At 60.7% G+C, this 18,192-nt stretch carries 15 protein-coding genes; 7 read left to right on the top strand and 8 right to left on the bottom strand.

What is annotated here, in order from left to right; genetic code table 11:
• Positions 1–72: 72 nt before the first annotated feature.
• Positions 73–2,469 (bottom strand): mechanosensitive ion channel family protein, encoded by a 2,397-nt coding sequence (locus J2D73_RS08050; protein WP_207881080.1) that lies wholly within the window; start codon positions 2,467–2,469, stop codon positions 73–75.
• 461 nt (positions 2,470–2,930) lie between these two features.
• Here J2D73_RS08050 and J2D73_RS08045 point away from each other — a divergent pair, with 461 nt between their 5' ends.
• On the top strand, positions 2,931–4,889 hold the full coding sequence (locus tag J2D73_RS08045) for an OPT family oligopeptide transporter (protein ID WP_207881079.1): 1,959 nt from the start codon (positions 2,931–2,933) through the stop codon (positions 4,887–4,889).
• Positions 4,890–4,956: 67 nt separating this feature from the next.
• On the opposite strand, the gene J2D73_RS08040 is transcribed toward J2D73_RS08045, so the two are convergent.
• From J2D73_RS08040 to J2D73_RS08030, 3 genes are all read right to left on the bottom strand, one after another.
• Positions 4,957–5,436, bottom strand: a complete 480-nt coding sequence (locus J2D73_RS08040) for a GNAT family N-acetyltransferase (protein WP_207881078.1) — start codon at positions 5,434–5,436, stop codon at positions 4,957–4,959.
• Between the two features lie 144 nt (positions 5,437–5,580).
• The gene (locus tag J2D73_RS08035; protein WP_207881077.1) at positions 5,581–6,117 is read right to left on the bottom strand and encodes a TadE/TadG family type IV pilus assembly protein; all 537 of its coding nucleotides are present in this window, start codon (positions 6,115–6,117) and stop codon (positions 5,581–5,583) included.
• Entirely contained in the window at positions 6,114–6,710 is a 597-nt protein-coding gene (locus tag J2D73_RS08030) for a TadE/TadG family type IV pilus assembly protein (RefSeq protein ID WP_207881076.1), read from the bottom strand. Before J2D73_RS08030 ends, J2D73_RS08035 begins: the two co-directional genes overlap by 4 nt.
• A gap of 292 nt (positions 6,711–7,002) precedes the next feature.
• Between J2D73_RS08030 and J2D73_RS08025 the strand changes: the two genes are divergently transcribed.
• From J2D73_RS08025 to J2D73_RS08015, 3 genes are all read left to right on the top strand, one after another.
• Positions 7,003–9,378: a heavy metal translocating P-type ATPase gene (locus tag J2D73_RS08025; protein WP_207881075.1), complete on the top strand. Its 2,376-nt coding sequence runs from the start codon at positions 7,003–7,005 to the stop codon at positions 9,376–9,378.
• Positions 9,379–9,516: 138 nt separating this feature from the next.
• Entirely contained in the window at positions 9,517–9,723 is a 207-nt protein-coding gene (locus J2D73_RS08020; protein WP_026396628.1) for a heavy-metal-associated domain-containing protein, read from the top strand.
• Positions 9,724–9,939: 216 nt separating this feature from the next.
• Complete coding sequence (locus J2D73_RS08015) at positions 9,940–10,161, top strand: hypothetical protein (RefSeq protein ID WP_233140310.1); 222 nt, start codon at positions 9,940–9,942, stop codon at positions 10,159–10,161.
• A gap of 271 nt (positions 10,162–10,432) precedes the next feature.
• Here the strand turns inward: J2D73_RS08015 and J2D73_RS08010 are convergent, their stop codons facing one another.
• Positions 10,433–10,993, bottom strand: a complete 561-nt coding sequence (locus J2D73_RS08010; RefSeq protein ID WP_207881074.1) for an HNH endonuclease — start codon at positions 10,991–10,993, stop codon at positions 10,433–10,435.
• 159 nt (positions 10,994–11,152) lie between these two features.
• Between J2D73_RS08010 and gluQRS the strand changes: the two genes are divergently transcribed.
• The gene (gene gluQRS / locus J2D73_RS08005) at positions 11,153–12,052 is read left to right on the top strand and encodes a tRNA glutamyl-Q(34) synthetase GluQRS (protein ID WP_207881073.1); all 900 of its coding nucleotides are present in this window, start codon (positions 11,153–11,155) and stop codon (positions 12,050–12,052) included.
• A 51-nt stretch (positions 12,053–12,103) separates the two neighbouring features.
• Here the strand turns inward: gluQRS and J2D73_RS08000 are convergent, their stop codons facing one another.
• A complete protein-coding gene (locus tag J2D73_RS08000; RefSeq protein WP_207881072.1) occupies positions 12,104–13,375 on the bottom strand; it encodes a cation:proton antiporter in 1,272 nt (423 codons plus the stop codon).
• Positions 13,376–14,430: 1,055 nt separating this feature from the next.
• Complete coding sequence (locus J2D73_RS07995; RefSeq protein WP_207881071.1) at positions 14,431–15,144, bottom strand: SDR family oxidoreductase; 714 nt, start codon at positions 15,142–15,144, stop codon at positions 14,431–14,433.
• Between the two features lie 127 nt (positions 15,145–15,271).
• On the opposite strand from J2D73_RS07995, the gene J2D73_RS07990 reads away from it, so the two are divergent.
• Positions 15,272–16,171, top strand: coding sequence for a LysR family transcriptional regulator (locus J2D73_RS07990; RefSeq protein WP_207881070.1), 900 nt, complete (start codon positions 15,272–15,274; stop codon positions 16,169–16,171).
• Between the two features lie 384 nt (positions 16,172–16,555).
• Entirely contained in the window at positions 16,556–17,401 is an 846-nt protein-coding gene (locus tag J2D73_RS07985) for a 2OG-Fe(II) oxygenase (protein WP_207881069.1), read from the top strand.
• Between the two features lie 173 nt (positions 17,402–17,574).
• On the opposite strand, the gene J2D73_RS07980 is transcribed toward J2D73_RS07985, so the two are convergent.
• Positions 17,575–18,171, bottom strand: a complete 597-nt coding sequence (locus J2D73_RS07980) for a TetR/AcrR family transcriptional regulator (RefSeq protein ID WP_207881068.1) — start codon at positions 18,169–18,171, stop codon at positions 17,575–17,577.
• Between the last annotated feature and the right edge of the window lie 21 nt (positions 18,172–18,192).

The raw sequence follows: 18,192 nt of genomic DNA, 5'->3' as shown, positions 1-18,192 counted from the left end.
TACCCCGGAGTGTTTACGACCAAGAAGGTCATCGCGGTATCGTGCAACGCGATACAGCCCCATGAAATTTCGTCAACCTTCCGAAGCGGAGGAAGGAATGGAGGCGACGACCCCGTTTGCGTGCAGTTCTTTCCACATCGCCAGACGAGCGTCATTTGAAACCGCGCTGACGTTTCTTGGCGACTGCGTCCGGCCGGACGCGCTCAATGTCACGGTTTTGCCCGAGATGCTGGAAACCGAAACTGTGGGAGCGGGCGTTTTCAACAGATCGGGCACCCCAGCCAGAGCGGAAGACATGACGCCGATCGCCTTGACGAGGTCCGTACCCAAAGGAAGGTCCACAGCCACCGAAAGGGAGCCTGTCGGGTGGCCGAGCGTGGCGTTCCGCACGGCAGAGGTGATGAACTGCGAATTAGGCACGATCATCGTCGAGCCGTCCGCAAGCCCGATATCCGTCGAACGCACGCTGATCCGCTTGATGTCGCCCACCGTTCCTCCGATCTCGACCAGATCGCCGATCGTCACCGGGCGTTCGGCCAGAAGAATTATGCCGGACACAAAGTTTTGCACGATCGATTGCAAACCAAAGCCAATGCCCACCGAGAGCGCGCTGACCACCCATGTCATGCTCTTCACCGTGATCCCGATGGACGACAGCACCGACAGCCCGACGAGAATCCAGGCAGTGTAGGTAAAGATACTGACGATGGACGTTTGCGCGCCCATATCGAGGCGCGTTCTCGGGAAGAGCTTCGTCCGCAGCCACACCTGAAACGCCTTGATGATGTAGTGCCCGGCCACCGGCGCTACGAGACAGATCAGCACCGTATCGAAGGAGAATGTAACGCCGCCGATATTCGGCCCGATCACAAGCTTCCCTACGTTCACTGTGGTCTGCTGGAGATCGAAGTTTCCGTCGGACTGCGCCACCGCGACTGCGACGAACGCAAGAAAGACGCTGATCAGGCCGGTCGCCAACACACTTCCCAGATCAATGACCCGATGCGGGACGCCCAGCCGCGTCAGCCTCCACCCGAAGGATGAAGACGAAACGAACACCGTCTCGCCAAGATTCTGCGTCAACATGAAAGTCAGCCCAAGAACGGTCAGGGCCGCGGCCATTGAGCACAACCAGGACACCGTCGTGTACGCAAGCGGGATGTAGCCGCAAGCAACAGCCAGAAAACAGAAAGCCGCCACGACAGTAGCCAACGTTCGAGCAAGCCGCCCGATGCTGGCGGTCCTCAACTCGATCAACGTTCCCGACCCTTCATCCGGGTCCTGACCGTCCTCGCCGGGCAGACTGCGGACAATCGCACGAGGAATCATGATGAGCAGCGGCGCTGCGACGAAGACGAAGATGGCGTCCAGAACCTGCACGCCCAGAGAACCAAGCCCGCTGGCCAAGTCGACATACCGCAAGACGCCTTTCAGCACGGGCAACGTTGCGAACCAGATCGCCAGCGGCACGAGAGCCCGCGCAGCCTCGTCATTCAGCGGCGCAATCCGCCATTCTGTCTGTCGCGGAGAGAGGATGGCGGCCGCGACCCCAAGCAACGCCGCCGCCATAGGCAATTGGGCGCCGACCATATCCGCGAAAGAATCGAGGTCCGTGCCCTCGAGGTCGTCTCCCCCCGTCAGCCCGAGCCAGAAGACGCCGGACGCCGCCATGGCGCAGGCAAGCGACACGACCATCAGCATCAACGCCGAGGCCAAACGTCTGTCCTTTCCGTCGCGCAAGATACGGGCCGCAGCTCGTCGTATCTGCCGCGCGAGCGCGAACGGAGCGCCAAGCAAACATGCAGCGGCTACGATCCCCACGAGAAAAAACGTCAGGCGGCCTCTTTTCGTGGCGTCCACAACGCTTTCGCCAATTTCGTTGGACAATTGCAGCGCCCGTCCGGTGTCAGCAGAAAACTCGCCCCGCAGCCGCCCCCAGAAACCCGCGCCAAGAGGAGATTGAAAGCGTTGCGTCAGCAACGCCTGCTGCACGGCATCGGTACGCTGCCCTAAAGCGACTACAAGTTGATGCGCCTCGAGCGCATACAGTCGTGCGCGCATCAAGCGACCTGAAAGATCGCTCTTCCCTTTCAGGAGCCTGTCCCTTTGGGCGGTGATCGCCGGAGAGGCGTCGGTCTCTCCCTTGCCCGGCGCAGGGCCGAGAAGCGCCAGAAAACTCTGGTAGATCTTCTCGTAAGGCTCCAGCCGCGCGACCATGGCGTTCGCGCTGGTTTCAGCCTTGTCAGCGCGGCGCTCCAGATCCGCGACCTCCGCCGCCCCGCGCATTGCGTGGGAGTCCACCCGCGTCCTGAAAATCTGCTCGATCGAGGCCTCAAGAGCGTTCAGATCGGCGTCGGAAACGACCGCAGATGGCGCTGCAATCAGCGAATCCGCGCCCGGCGTCAGACGGCCGGTCGCCGGGCCGGGCTCACTCGAAGCGGCCTCCGCCGCCGAGGCAGACGCACCCATATTCTGCTGTGCCCGCGCCATCGGAGGGCAAACAGCGAAAGCCACGGTCAGAAGCGCCGCCGGGACGAATCGCCTGCGCAAGAAGAATTTTTCTTTCAATAACATAGGCTTTCCTGAAAAACCTCCTTCGGTCGTCAAAGGCTGCCGGGCGGACGACCGCCCGGTCTTTGGGAGCCGCCTCCTCCGGCAGAATTCTGTCGAGGCAACGCAGAGGCCCCCATCCGACACGATCAGCCCAACATGGCTATTTCCGGGTCGATCCGGAGCGCAAGCCACTTCTAAACAGAAGCGGGTCATTTTCATGGCCTCCGACATCGGCCATCATAGCTGCATCCCTGCGCATCCCGCGCGCATAACGCGACCGGATCGACTTCGGCGCACAATATACAGTCTGGCGTGACAGCCCGACCCAACCCCGTGGCCCATCCGCATGGAGGCAGGGCCGCCTGCAGGACGACTTTATGGATCGATCTTCCCCGGCCCGCGAGATGACGTTTCGCGGCCTTGTCATCGGCGCCCTGATCACCGTTGTTTTCACGGCGTCGAACACCTATCTGGGGCTTCGGATCGGGCTCACCTTTTCCTCGTCGATCCCGGCGGCCGTCATATCGATGGCTGTGCTCCGTGTGCTCGGCGGCGGAACGATCCTCGAAAACAATATGGTGCAGAGTCAGGCGTCGGCGGCTGTGGCCATAGCCACCGTTTTCGCCTCCTTCCCGGCTCTTATCCTGCTCGGTTTCTGGGCCCATTTTCCATATTTTGAAACATTCGGATTGACTGCCGCTGGCGGCATGACCGGAGTGCTCTTCACCATTCCCCTTCGCCGAGCCCTGGTGAACGAAAGCCCGCTTCCCTACCCGGAAGGCGTCGCCGCCGCCGAAATCCTGCGCGTCGGCTCCGCCGCCGATGGAGCGCGCGCCAACGCACGAAGCCTGTCCATGTTGATCAGCGGCGCCGTGGCGTCCGGCGTCTTCTCCTTCGCCAGCGGTGGGCTGAGGCTTATCTCCGATGGAGCAACGGCTGTTTTCAGTCTGGGGTCGTCTGTCTTTAAACTTTCCACCGGTTTTTCTCTGGCGCTGCTCGGCGCCGGGTATCTCGTCGGCATCGCCGGCGGCGTCGCCATGCTGGTCGGATATGTATTGTCATGGCTGGTCGCAACGCCGCTCCTGACCGCATACACGCCCAATCTCGATCATCTCGCTCCAGCGGCGTTCGCCACCTCCGTGTGGGTCCATAAGGTGCGCTTCATCGGCGCCGGCGCAATCGCACTGGCGTCAGTCTGCACACTTGCGGAACTCGCCGGGCCGGTCCTGCGTGGCGTGCGGGACGCCCTGGCGTCAAAGGTCGGCGCGCACCCGGACGAACGCGACCTTTCCCCTCGCGCCATCGCCATTATCGGCGTCGGAATCACCATTGTTCTCGCCGCGTCGCTGACTGCGTTTCTTACGCCATCGACGCATTCCGTCGTGTTGCCGGTCATCGTCGGCACCGGATTCATGATCATCTTCGGCTTTCTGACCGCCGCGACCTGCGGTTACATGGCCGGACTGGTGGGGTCGTCGTCGTCTCCTATCTCCGGCATCGTGATCATCGCCACCGTGCTGATTTCCTCCATATTTCTCCTTCTTGAGGCCATGGGCCTGACGCCCGCAGTTTTTTCGCAAAACCACCACCACGTCGCTATCGCATTCGCCATCGCCGTGCTTTCGGCGATCGTAGCGTCGGCGGCGATCTCCAACGACAACCTTCAGGATCTCAAGACCGGGCAACTGGTCGGCGCGTCTCCCTGGAAGCAGGAAGCGGCGCTCCTCATTGGGTGCGTGATCGGGGCGTTGGTCATCCCGCCCATCCTCAACCTTCTCTATCAGGCCTACGGTTTCGCTGGTGCGATGCCGCGTCCCGGCATGGATCCGTCCCGCGCTCTGGCGGCGCCGCAGCCGGCGATCATCGCGATGATCTCGTCCGGCATTTTCGAGCGCGATCTGGACTGGAGCATGATCCTGACGGGGCTTGTCGTCGGCGCCGTGCTGGTGATTATCGACCGTCTTCTGCGTCGCAAAAAACTGTCCCTGCCCCCGCTTGCCGTCGGCATCGGGCTCTACCTGCCGCCTTCAGTCTCCACGACACTCGCTGTCGGAGCCTTTCTGGGATGGTTGCTGAAGCGACGTGGCGCAAGCGCGGACAAGGAAGCTGGAGCCGGGACGATGCTCGCCTCAGGCCTGATCGTCGGTGAAAGTCTGGTAGGCGTAGCTATGGCCGCTGTCTCCGGCGCCACGGGTCGAGACGACGTGCTGGCGATCGTCGGGCCGGGCTTCGCCCCGTGGGGCACGATTATCGGCGTCGTCGCGTTCTTGGGCGTCTGCATCTGGTTTGTTCGCCGGGTGCAAAAGGAAGACTCCATTTCGCAGAACGCCGCCTGAACGCCCGCGTTGGGGATGACGCTCGCCGGGTGAACGGCGCACAAAAAGCTCTGATCTGAATAACCAATCAGTCTTGATTGACCTTTGACATTCCCAATCGCTGATACAGTTGGACAGCTCCCGAAAGGTTGCTGTCCTCAACTTTCAGAGCGAACTCTGCGGCGCCTCGATCATGAAAAACGTTGCAAGCGTGAAGAAAGAGCGCTCGGCCAAGACCTCTTCGGCGCCACTCGCCCACCACCACCAGGTCTTTTAAAAACGAAGATGTCCAGCACTGGGCGACCCCGATAATCTCTCCTCGCGCATCCGCAGCCAGAAAGAAAACGGTTGGGTCATACTCGGGATCATTGCGTAAAGCAGTCCACCAGCAATCAAAGTCTCCGACACTGCCTCCACCGTTTTTGTAGGCTTCCACCAAAAGAGCATGTGCGGACCCACTGTGCTTCTCCGCCTCGAACGGTTGTAACCGTGTTCCATGAGGCCAGACCGGGACGGGCAACTGCCCAAGGAGACTTTTCTTGAGGTGGGTATAAGGCAGGTCATTCATCACTGCACGATAGCAAGGCGCTGTTCCCTATTTCAAAACTGAAACGGTCTTCTCTTAAGCGAACGCCAGTATCTGTTTTCCCCGATTACGGTCATCGATTCATAAAAAGCCTGGCCCTTCCAGATTCTTTGCGCCACGATGGCGTCAATCGGACAGCGGAATCGTCGATGACTGACGCGGAGCCATATACAGGCTTTGATACATAGTCAGAGCCGGTATGACCGAATTCGCGAGCGGCGGCGTGTAGGTGTAGGTCACTTCACCCAAAATGACAGCGCTTGTCGTCGTCGACGTTCCGCTTGGCAAAGTCACCGAAGATCCGGTCGCACGCGGCGTGGCGTTCAGTCCCTTGCTCCATACGATCGTCGCATCGCCGGATGCGCTGACGTTGACCTCAGATACAACCAGTTGCGCCGTCGCCACCGGGTAGGGCTGCAACACAAGTTCTGACGCCTGTAGAACCAGATTGGCGTCGCTGTCGCTCATCGACGTGTATTGAGTCGCAAGATTCGCGATCGTGTGCGCGACGGTCGTGACCTTGCGAGAGACGGTCAGCGCGTCTTCAAGCTCGTAAGCACCTACCATAAGGAGAATGAGCACGGGCGCAGCCAGCGCAAACTCGATCGCTGCAACACCTTCGCGCCCAGAGCCAAACGCAACGAGAAGCTGACGCCACGTCACGACGACGGCTCCACCTTGATCACTACAGTGGAAACGAGAAGCTTTGTCCCGTTGGGCATATTCGCAGGTGAAAACCCGTCCATGCCGCTGATCACCGGCAGCATATACATGAGCTGAAGCACGACGATTCCGCCTGGCGCGCCGGGATCATAGGCCCAGGAGTTCGACACCTGCCCAGATGCGCTGAACGTAATGCTTGGCGCTGCGGCGTCGATATCAGAGTAGTTTGCGACGGCCTGCACATTCACCAGAAGATTGCCGCAGGTCATGTAGGAAGGCAGCATCCCGCAAGCGAGACTTTTGAACGCCGAGCCCTGCCCGGAGGCTGGCGCCTGCCCGGTCAGGATAAGCCGCGAAGCCCCTTCCGCCACGGCGTCGAGGGACGCCTGCGCAAGATAGATGAAGCTGACGACGACCGTGGCTACAATCAAGGTCAGAAACGGCAGGGCGACCATAGCGAACTCTACCGCCGCGGCCCCGCTGCGATCAGCCAGAAACGCCGGAGGCCTGACGGCATCGAACCCAGGTCGCCTTGGAACCCGCAGCGTCAGCGCGCCAACTAACGACCGGAAATATCTGACGGTGTTGATCACAGGCTCCAACTATGGCGGCGCCGAGGAAGAAACGTCATGGCGAAACGGACGCCTGACCTCGGCTCATGCGTCGTAGCGTTCAACGCCTGTCAGCCAACGGACGGCGTCTGGTTTCAAGACCCTGACAGCCCTGTATTAACGCTGTGTTATCGCCCTCCGCGTCTTGCATCGCGCCGCCGCGATAACCTTATGTTGGGCGCACGCCATACCCGGGCGTCCAATATCGCCCGCTTTTCCGGCTGTCCCCCGCCCGCCCATGCGCCGCGACGCCAGCGCCTCTTCGGAGATCGTCATGTCCGAATCCTTGTCCGTTCCGATTGAGGGCATGACCTGCGCTGCTTGCGCCGCCAGAATCGAAAAAGTGCTCAACCGACTTCCCGGCGTGACTGCCCGCGTCAACTTCGCCTCAGCTCGCGCGTCCGTGGATCTCGCGGCGCAACATGCTCCTGTCACAGATATTGTTGGCGCCATCGAAAAGGCCGGGTTCGTGGCGCCGAAGGAACACGCGTCGCTCGCCATAGAAGGCATGACATGCGCCGCCTGCGCGACCCGCGTCACGAAAGTGCTGGACCGACTTCCTGGCGTCGTCGCCTCCGTCAATTTCGCGGCCAACAAGGCCGAGGTCGACTTCACCCCCGGCCTCGCCACGCCCGATGCCCTGATTGCCGCCATCACGCAGGCGGGCTTCAGCGCGACCCTCGCGGGCGCCGATGATTCCGCACGAGAAGAGCGGCGGATGCGCGCACGGCGCAGGCTCTGGACCGAACTGGCGGTCGGCGTTGCGACGACTCTGCCGCTGCTGGTCGGCATGATCCCTGCGCTCGGCGTGATGCCTTCGAGGTGGCTTTCCCTGCTTCTCGCCACGATCGCGCAGGGCGTGCTCGGCCTCAAATTCTACCGTGGCGCATGGGCCGCCTTGCGTGGCGGCGGCGCGAACATGGACGTTTTGGTCGCTCTCGGCACGACCATCGCATGGTTCGCCAGCGCGGTTGTCACCGTGTTCGGGCTGGACGCGCCGGTGTGGTTCGAATCCGGAGCCACAGTGCTCACGCTGGTGACAGCCGGTCGATTGATGGAGGCGAGCGCGCGGGATCACGCCGCATCCGGCGTCGCTCGCCTCGCACGTCTTCAGCCCGCAACCGCACATGTCGAAACCGGGCGCGGCGTGCAGGATCGTCCTGCGGCGTCGCTGACCGTGGGCGACGTGTTCGTCGTGCGTCCTGGCGAGGCGTTTCCGACCGACGGAGATATTATCTCCGGTGAATCCGGCGTCGATGAATCGATGCTGACCGGCGAAAGCATCCCCGTGATGCGCGGTCCCGGAGAGCCGGTTCGCGGCGGATCCGTGAACGGCGACGGCGTGCTTCGGGTCCGGGCCACAGCCGTTGGAGCGAACACGGCGCTGGCCCGCATCACCCGCATGGTCGATCAGGCCGAAGGTTCGAAAGCGCCGATCGAGAGACTGGTCGATCGCGTGGCGGCCATCTTCGTGCCGACCATACTGGTCATTGCGGCTCTTACGCTCGGCGGCGGCTGGGCCGTCACGGGGTCGTTCCAGACCGCTCTGGTCAACGCTGTCGCCGTGCTTGTGATTGCCTGTCCCTGCGCGCTGGGCCTCGCCACGCCGACCGCCATCATGGTCGGCGCAGGGCGTGGCGCCGCCGCCGGCCTGCTGTTCCGCTCGGCCGAGGCGCTTGAGCGGGCCGGGCGCATCTCCGTGCTGCTGCTGGACAAGACCGGCACACTGACCGAAGGCCATCCCGGCGTGACCGGCCTGTACCCCGCGCCGGGCGTCGATGAAGCCGCCCTGCTTGCTCTCGCCGCCGGGCTGGAGGCCGATTCAGCCCACCCTTTGGCCAAGGCTGTCCGGGAAGCCGCCGAGAGGCGCAATGTAACGCCCGCCGCCATTTCATCCGGCAAGGCTGTCGCCGGACATGGCGTCAGTGGTCAAATCGACGGCGTGACGGCGCGCCTTGGATCGGCGCGCTTTCTTGACATGAAGCTGGAGGGCGCAGCGGCGCAGGCCGAGTCCTCTGGCGAGACGTTGATTGGTGTCGAGCGAGACGGGCGTTTACTGGGTTGGATCGCGGTCGCCGACGCAATACGCCCCGAGGCCGCAAGCGCCATCGCGCTGCTGCGCGATCTCGGCGTCAGGCCGGTGATGGTGACGGGCGACTCGCCAACCGCCGCACGACGCGTCGCCGAGAGCGTCGGGCTTGCCGACATCGCCGCAGGCGTTCTTCCAGAGGGCAAGGTTGCTGAGGTGGAGAAAGCGCGCTCCGAGATCGAACGCGCAGGCGGCAAAAGTCTCGTCGGCATGGTCGGCGACGGCATCAACGACGCCCCCGCCCTCGCCTCCGCCGACATCGGCGTCGCGATGGGGACCGGGACCGACGTCGCGCTGGAAACGGCTGCGATCGTGCTGATGCGTTCGCGTCTTACAGCCATTGCCGACGCAATCACTCTCTCGCGCGCCACCTCTCGCAAAATCCGGCAAAATCTGTTTTTCGCTTGCATCTACAATGGGCTGGGCGTGCCTCTGGCCGCATTCGGCGTGCTGCACCCGATCGTTTCGGGTGCAGCGATGGCCCTCAGTTCCGTATCGGTCGTGGGCAACGCATTGTTGCTAAACCGGTGGCGTCCAGCGCGGATCACAGACGCGCGCTGACGCCCGCCCGGACTGGACATCCTGCCCATGGGGCGCGAAGTTCGGGCCGAACCGCTATGGAGGCGCGCCCGCGCCGTCCGGTCCATGGCCACGCGCCCGGCCCGGTCCCCGGCCAATGACGCTTGAGGAGAACTACTCATGAAAACAGATACGCTTCTTGTTCAGGGCATGACATGCGACGGATGCGTGTCCTCGGTAAAGCGCGCGCTTTCCGCGATCGAAGGCGTCACCGAAGCCACTCCCTCCCTTGAGCAAGGACAGGTCACGGTCGTTTACGATCCCTCACTGACCTCTCCCGATGCGTTCCGCGCCGCCATCGAAGGCGCTGGGTTCGAGGTCAACTAGGACGCCGTCCCGCCATGCGGGGCGCACGCAGCCGCCCTGCCGCCCACCCTGTTCAGGGACGACCCCGGGCGTGGCACAAACAACATCCAGCAAGCGTCTTTGAGGAGCCCGCGGACCATGCCCCATTCGAAACAGTCCGCGCGCCGCGGGACCACGTGCCTGCGCTTGCTGCCCCTCGCGGCGCTGGCGCTGTTATCCACGGGTTGCTCCAAGGAGATGGGCCGCCGCATCAACGATACCGACGTGTCGTGCCTGCGGGCGCAGATGAGCGGGGAATCCCGTGTGTCGTTCCCCATCGCTGCAAACACCTGTCAGCGTATGAGCAACGGGAACCTGATTTTCGGCGCGAAGAACGCCAAGCCGATTCCGCTTAACCTGAAGGACGCGCCAGACCTGCAAGCTCAGGCTGCCGAATATGGGTACACCTATACGCGTTAGAGACCTCACTCGAGGTAAAGCCGGATATACGTGAGACAAGGAAGCGAAACGCGCTATGGCTTGGCTTGACCACCAGGCAAACCTGGCAGTTTCACAGAACGTGGCAGCCTGCCGCGTACCCTGTTGTTAAGGCGAGCCTGAAGCGCCTTCCGCAACGTCCGCTGAAGGCGCACAGGGAGTAAACCTGACGCAAGCCGATCTCTTTTTGAAGAGGGATGTTTTCTCGTCCCTTACAATCTCTCAGCGGCCCGTCGCTCTTTTCCGAGGACCGTCAACTTTCCAGTTCGACATCCCAATAAAGGTAATCCCGCCAGCTCTGATGCAGGTAATTCGGCGGGAACGCCCGGCCATTGTCCTGCAACTCCCACGTGCTCGGCTGGGACGGACGCCTGCGCGGAAACATCCGAATTTCGGCGGGCATATGCGAACTCTTGAGAAGATTGCAGGTGCCGCAAGCCGTAACCACGTTCTCCCACGTCGTTCGGCCGCCACGGCATCTGGGAATGACATGATCAAACGTCAGCTCGTGGGTCGGGAATCTCTCGTGACAGTACTGACACGAAAAATTGTCGCGCAGGAACACGTTGAAGCGCGTAAAGGCCGGGCGTCGCGCCGTCGGCACATATTCCTTCAGGGCGATTACGCTCGGGAGCCGAAAGCTTCGGCTTGGAGAGCGAACTTCCATGTCATACTCGCTGAGAACAGCGACGCGATCCAGACAGACCGCCTTGATCGTATCCTGCCAGGACCACAAGGACAGAGGAAAGTAGGACAACGGCCTGAAATCTGCGTTCAGGACGAGAGACGGAAAGTGCATACTGCCATCGGGCAAGGCGCGCGTCCTTTTCTCGGAGACGGCTCATGCAACACCAGGGCGGGACTCGGAACTGAACGCCTTGGGTGATGCGTCGTCGAGGTCTTCGCAAGAACTATAGGCGCATGTTTTCGCAAACGGCAAGAAAGCCGGGCATTTCCGGGTTATGACGATTTCATGGCAAGCGTTTTTCCCTTCTTAACCGCACCGGCAGGCGGCTGGATCACCCGTTTCGCGCCAAGCCCCACCGGATTACTGCATCTTGGGCATGTCGCGGCCGCGCTGTTCGCTCGGGAACACGCCGAACCGGGCGGGCGCCTCCTGTTACGGATCGAGGACATCGACACTCAACGTTGCCAGGAACGGTTTATCGCCGCGACCTTGGAAGACCTTGGCTGGCTCGGGTTGCGCTGGCGGGACGCGCCGAGGCGCCAGTCACAGCGCATGGACCAGTATCGTGCGACATTGGACACCCTGCAGGAACGAGATCTGCTCTATCCCTGCTTTTGCACCCGCACCGACATCGCGCGGGAGGCCCAGAGCTCCGCTTCCGCGCCCCATACTGCGCCAGACGGGGGACTGCTCTACGCCGGAACATGCCGGAACCTGTCCGCAACCGAACGCGCCGCGCGGATTGGCGCGGGCCAACCCTACGCCCTGCGTCTGGACATGCGTCGCTCCTGCGCCCTCGCCTACGGCGCGGAACGCCGCCGCCTCACCTTTCGCGATCTGAAGCGCGGCGTCTGCGCGTGCGAGCCGGAAGCTTTTGGCGACATCATTCTGGCCCGCAGGGACACACCCGCATCTTACCATCTTTGCGTCACGCACGACGACGCTGCGCAGGGCGTGACGCTGGTGACGCGCGGGGAGGACCTGCGCTCCGCCACTGACGTGCACCGCCTCCTGCAAACACTGATGGGATGGCCTGAGCCGGTCTACGCGTTCCACCCGCTGCTATGCGACCAGAACGGAAAGCGGCTCGCGAAGCGTGACGGCGCTCTTTCGATCCGGGCCATGCGTGAAAGCGGCATGGCTCCGGAAGCCGTCATGGAGATGGCGAGGCGCGCCAAGCCTTAGGAGGTCCGGCCCTGTAACAACTTCCCCCTTGGCGTGAGAAGCGCGGCGAGTTCAGCGCGTCGTCTGCGTGGATGGCGCCAACATCCCCTCGCCCGCCGAGCCAGAAGAACGCGCCGTCCGTTCGCCGGGCGCGAACAGGCGAAACAGCGGTCCGGTCAGCGTCGTCGAAATAACGGCAAGCACCATCAGAGAGGCGAAGGCGAACTCCGACAGCATGCCCTGCCCGTGCAGAATGGTGGCCGCCACAATCTCCATCAGTCCCTTGCACTGCAGCAGCGCTCCAACACTCAATGCCTGACGTCGGCTGAGGCCAGCTGCCGGCGGATACGCATAAACCGCCACAATTTTTGTGACGATCGACACGGCGACCAACATCAGGGAGGCGATGACCGACGGCCAGGTCAGAGCGTCCCCGTCGATATGTAGACCGCTATGTCCGAAGAACATCGGCGCCAGCCAGAACAGCGAGAATGTGCCGACCCACTCGACCGGCAGACGACGCACCCAGCTGGGCGGCATGATCGCTCCGGCAAAATACGCGCCGATCAGCTCATGCAGGCCAAGCTGCATCCCCGCCCACGACCCTGCCGCCAGATAGAGAGGCACGGTCGTCCAGATAACCCACGATGGCGGGTTGCTGTAATGCCGGGACGCCCAGTTCCCGGCGGCCGCGAGACCCACGAGCAGCCCGATGGCCACGAATTCAAGCCCTGTCCATCCGTGAAGCGCCGCCGTCCCTTTTGCGGCGAATTGCAGGGCGGCAAGACCGATCCACAGGGCGGCGTCGTCAACTACCGCGAGTTTCAAGGCCAGTTGTCCCAACGGGCGCTGCGCAGGCTCTAGCTCCCGCACGACGCCGATGAGAACTGGTAAGGCGCTCACCGCGATACACAGGCCGATCGCCGCTGCCGCGACCATCGGCGTCGCATGAGGCGCGTGCCATCCGCGCAGAGGGAGGAAAAACTCGTACGCCAGAATCGAGCCGATCAGAAACGGACCGCCCAGCGCGACAGCCGCCCCACCCAGCAGACGCTTGAGCGATGGCGAAGGAATAGCATGGCTCGCGTCACCCTCTCCTGGGTGCTGCCACATCTCGAGCCCAGCCGTGAACGCAAGCACGAGGACGGCCACCCAACCGATGTCGTTACCGTAAAGTGACGGCACGCCATATTTCTGCACAGGGACGTGCCAGACCGCCAGCAGGATTCCTACAAGGATCGGTAGTACTGCTATGGGCAACGCCTTCTGCAGCAAACGCCAGAGCGCCCACGGCAACAGCACAAAGAGCGCAGCGTCGCTGATAAGCGCAGTAATGTTGGTCATTGCGCATCCTTTCTCGCCTATCGGCCGGACAACGTAGTGACAAGAAGTTTGTTATGCAAATTGAGCATAACACGATACGGTGTTTTGACGAGGTGGAAGCGTCGTCAAGACGAGAGCGCGCTCGGTATTTTTGCAAACATCGTCTCCGAGTAAATCTGGTCGTTCAAGGAACCGTCACATACTTTCTCATACCCGCGCATACAGATGACGACGTCTCAAGCATCAATCGAATTTAATGAGAGACATAATTCCACCCATCCTAACGGACCATCTGGCGTTACAGACGCTCACGGTCGAAGATCTTTCCGCTTATCTGGCCTACCTTAACGAGCCTTCTGCGCTTACCGCGCAAATGATGGAAAATACGAGCGAAGTCCCCGCCCGAGACTTTCTTCACTCCCAGCGGCAACTCACTCCCGACGTTTTCGGCTGGGGGATGTTCGCCATTGACCCACGGTACAATCCAACGTCATCGGCGCAGTCGGCGCCGTTATTTCGAAGGAAAATACAGAAACAAGCGGCATAGGCCTGGTGGATGAGCCCTTCATGCCAGAGGCAAGGCTACGCCACGGAAGCCGCGAAAACGCTGGTCGCATGGTGTTTCGTCGCGCAAAAAAAATGCATCGACTTGCCACGCAATGTCTCGCAGTCAACGCCGCCTCTTGCAAAGTAATAAGAAAGCGCGGCGTGCGGCTTGAAAACCAAACCGTCGAAAGCCGATTTATCGTAGGACGATGGTATGACGAAGTCGGATACGCCATCCTGCGACGGGATTGGATAAAAACCGTCGATTGCAAGGAGGTAAATCAATAGGCAGTTCTCTGAGACTTAATTCTCACCAGTCACTTTCATCGCCATATCGAACAGACTGCGGAATCGCTCACGCTTTTCTTGCAGAATATGTTCAGAGACGATCTTCTGATCGTCATTTTCGGGTAGCAATGATTCACAAACTCGCCTTTGAATATAATTTCAAATTATCTTGAAATTGAAATTGTACTTTAAAAGTATTTCGCTTCATATTACATCATGTTTGCACAAACCACAACACGCGCTCACCACGGCACGCCCTTTCCATTACGATCAATGAAGCGCAAACCCGGCTTACCCTGCTGTCCGATTAACGTATCAACCAATTTTGGAACAGTTTCCTCGATACCAAAAGGCGCTTCCGGACCTCCAAGTTCGGTGCGTATCCAACCTGGCGCCATCAGCACAAGTGCGCGCCGGCCGGAAGCATGCCGGGCGGCGTAACTGCGCATACACTGATTTAACGCTGCTTTGCTTCCTCGATAAATCTCTCGACCTCCTTTTATATTATTAGCAATACTTCCCTGCCCCGACGACATGACCCCAATCAATCCAGCGGGACGCACCAGATCCTGAAGCCCCTCGATCACGCGCAGGACGCCAAGCGTGTTGGTGAGCATGACGCGCACGAATTCGTCCGTCGAGACTTCTGCGATCGTCTCAGCCTGATTGCGGTTGGATGTGCCAGAATTGACAAACAGCATGTCGAAGACCCGCCCCGAAAGCCTGTGGCTTAAGTTTGATATCTGGGCGGCGTCGGTAATATCGATGTCTTCTATCGTCACCTGAGCGGGGTACCGGTCGGCGAGGTCGTGCAAGCCTGTAATTCCGTCTCCGCGCACAGTTCCGACGACACGCCAGCCTTTAGCAACGAATTCGGACGCCATAGCCAACCCAAGACCGCGTGAGGCGCCGACCAGGAGAAGAGTTCCGGGCCGATCGCCGAGTGCCGTTGTCATGTCGAGCTTCCTTCTGTCCTGCCACTCCAATGTGAACCTCTCCACAGCAAGCGCCAGACGCACGATATGCAAACTATGATTGCATAGAACGCTATACCGATCCGGCTGGCGCGCTTATCCTTCACCCATGACAAAGACCATTGATCTGAACCTGCTTCACGCCCTCGACGTTCTGTTGACCGAACGCAGCGTCACGGCTGCGGCCAGACGCCTCGGCCTGAGTCCATCAGCGACAAGTCGGACGCTGGCGCGCCTGCGCGTCGCCACGGGCGACGCCCTGCTGGTGCAGGCAGGGCGTTCGCTCGTGACGACACCCTATGCGGAGCAATTGGCGGAACGCGTCCACATTCTCGCGCAGGAAACGCGCACAGTGCTTACGCCCGCTCTGGGCCAGGTGGAGCCAGCGTTACTGGACCGCACGTTCAAAATCCGCGCCAACGACGGGTTCGTCACATTGTTCGCCCCCGCGCTCGTCGCGGAAATCGCCAAAGCCGCCCCGCTTGTTCGCCTCTGTTTCGTTCCCAAGCCCGACAAGGACGCAACGCCCTTGCGCGACGGAACGATTGATCTCGAAATCGGAACGACGGGCGCGTCCGCTCCGGAAATGAAGAGTCAACTTATCTTCCGCGATCGCTTCATTGGCGTTGCACGCAAGAATCACCCACTGCTCGGAAAACCGGTTACGCCGCAGCTATACGCCGCATGCAGGCACGTCGTCGCTTCACGCCGAGGCGCATCGAAAGGACCGGTGGACGACGCCCTTCGGGATTTAGGCCTCCGCCGCGAGGTCGTAGCGATCGTGCCAAGCTTTCTCGATGCGCTGAACATCGCGCGCAACTCCGACCTGATCGCGCTCGTGCCGAACTCAAGTCTCGACAAACAGGCTCACAGCCTGCAGCGGTTCGAACTCCCCGTATCAACGCCGGAACTCGCGATTAGCGCCATGTGGCATCCGCGCCTCGACAGCGACCCGGGCCATCGCTGGTTGCGCCAGAAACTCATGGCGGCATGCAAAACGTCTTCATAGACGACGCTGGCAGTTACCGGCTTCAGGCGGCATTCCATCATTTGATTTTATTTTGAAACAAGGAATAATCGCGATTCATTGCGTACTTATTCCTTGCTCAAATACCTATTTTTCAATTCATCTTGCTCTTAACATGATATCAAGAGGCAACGTGACAGCGCGTATTATGCAAACGATAGCGTCACGCTCAGGGAGGCGTTCGGTCGGATGAGCACTTTGCAAAAGGGAGATCCCCTGCCCTGGCTCGCTCCGTTATGCGCACACACAGGAGCGCCATTTCGTATAGAAGCCGCAGGCGGTCGCTTTTCATTTTTCTGTTTTCCTAGATTGCAAGGACACGCGACAGCAGCAGACGACAGCGCCTTGGTAGACGCCGTCAGGACATTGTCTGCGCAGTTAGACGGCGTCGCCCGCCTGCTCTTCGTTGTGTTGCCCAGCGGAAACGACACACTCAACGCTGAACTTCGCGCCTTAGGGGACGCCGTGCGCGTCCTGCTGGATGACGATCTTACCCTGCACCATGCTTTCGGCGTTTCGGAAAAACGGTCAGACAGCCTGTGGTTCGTCGCTAACCCGCGCCTGAAGTTGCTCTACGCCCAGTCATTTCCGGACGATATGGTCGGCGCGCGCACGATGGTGGAACTGGCTCGATACCTGCCGCCGGATCTCGCGCATTACAACCGCCAGACGCCGCCTCCGGCATTGCTTATGGAAAGCGTGATTGAACCCTCCCTGTGCCAGGAGTTGATCGAAACTCATCTTCTGGGCGATCGCTACGCCTCCCCCGCACAAACAGAAATAGGCGGACAAGCGGCGCAGGACCATGACAACACCCGCAAGAGCCGCACTGATTCAGAGATTCCCGAACGCCTTCGCAACCTGGTCATCAAACGTCTGGCCGCGCGCGTGGCGCCAGAACTGAAGCGCGCCTATCAGTTCGATATGCACGGAATCGAACGGCTGGTCGTCGCCTGCTACGACGCCGCCACGGGTGGTCGCTTCGATCCGCATCGAGACAACACGCTGACACACACGCGTGACAGGAAATTTGCGATCTCTATCAATTTAAACGATGAGTATGATGGTGGATATATCGGATTTCCGGAATACACGGGCACGCTGTACCGCCCACCCGCAACAGGAGCGATCGCATTTTCCTGCTCGCTCATGCACGTCGTGACGCCTATCACGAAAGGTCGCCGCTTCGCTCTTCTCCTGTTTTTAACATGAAGGTTTTTTCCAATAATAAATAAATTCGACTCTCTCAAGCACAACCATACTCAGGTAGGTCGCCACGCTCTGCAGAGCGCTACGCTGAGATACGCAATAGAGACGCCACAGCTGCATGTAATCGTGTTACCCACGTTGCAGGTATCACAAATCTCACGTTCAGCGCAGAACGATCAATGCAAGCCTTTCAACAAGGCTTCGGCTGTCTCCCGCGCATGCAACCTCAGCATGCCGTCAGACATTTCTCCGGCAGTCCAGAAGGACAACACGCCGCGAAACCCGAAAGCAAGATGACCAGCAAGCCGACTCAACGCCTCTGGCTGACCTGTTATCGACAGTCCTGCGCCGGCGCCAAGCGCCTGCTTCCAGAGCGTCGCTGACTGTACCCACACATCTCCGGCCACCGGCCCGGCCGCACCGAGCCATCCCATGACGGTCCGATTGACGGCAGGGGACTCCAGCATGACAGCAACCGCCGTGTCGACGGCCAGCAAAACGCGCTCATCCGCGCTCATATCTACGGGCGCTTCGGCGAGCAGCGTCCGCATCGCGGCGATCCTTCTCGCGGAAAGAGCATGCATAATCGCCGCCTTACTGCCGAATTGGTTGAACGGCGTGGCGAAACTGACCTCAGCGCGGGACGCAAGGTCACGCATCGAGAAATCAGCCTTGCCGTCCCGAAGCAGATCTTCAGCTGCGTCAAGCACGTGTTGCCGTTTCGCGTCCGCCCGTTTGCTGCCGGACACGCTTTGGGTCTTGCTAACTGCCATGGTTCATATTTATATCATGAT

The sequence above is a fragment of the Acetobacter sacchari genome (assembly GCF_017377715.1).
Taxonomy (GTDB): Bacteria; Pseudomonadota; Alphaproteobacteria; order Acetobacterales; family Acetobacteraceae; genus Acetobacter; species Acetobacter sacchari.
Note: the sequence above shows the minus strand (reverse complement) of the source record. Positions and strands in the feature narration are given on the sequence as shown.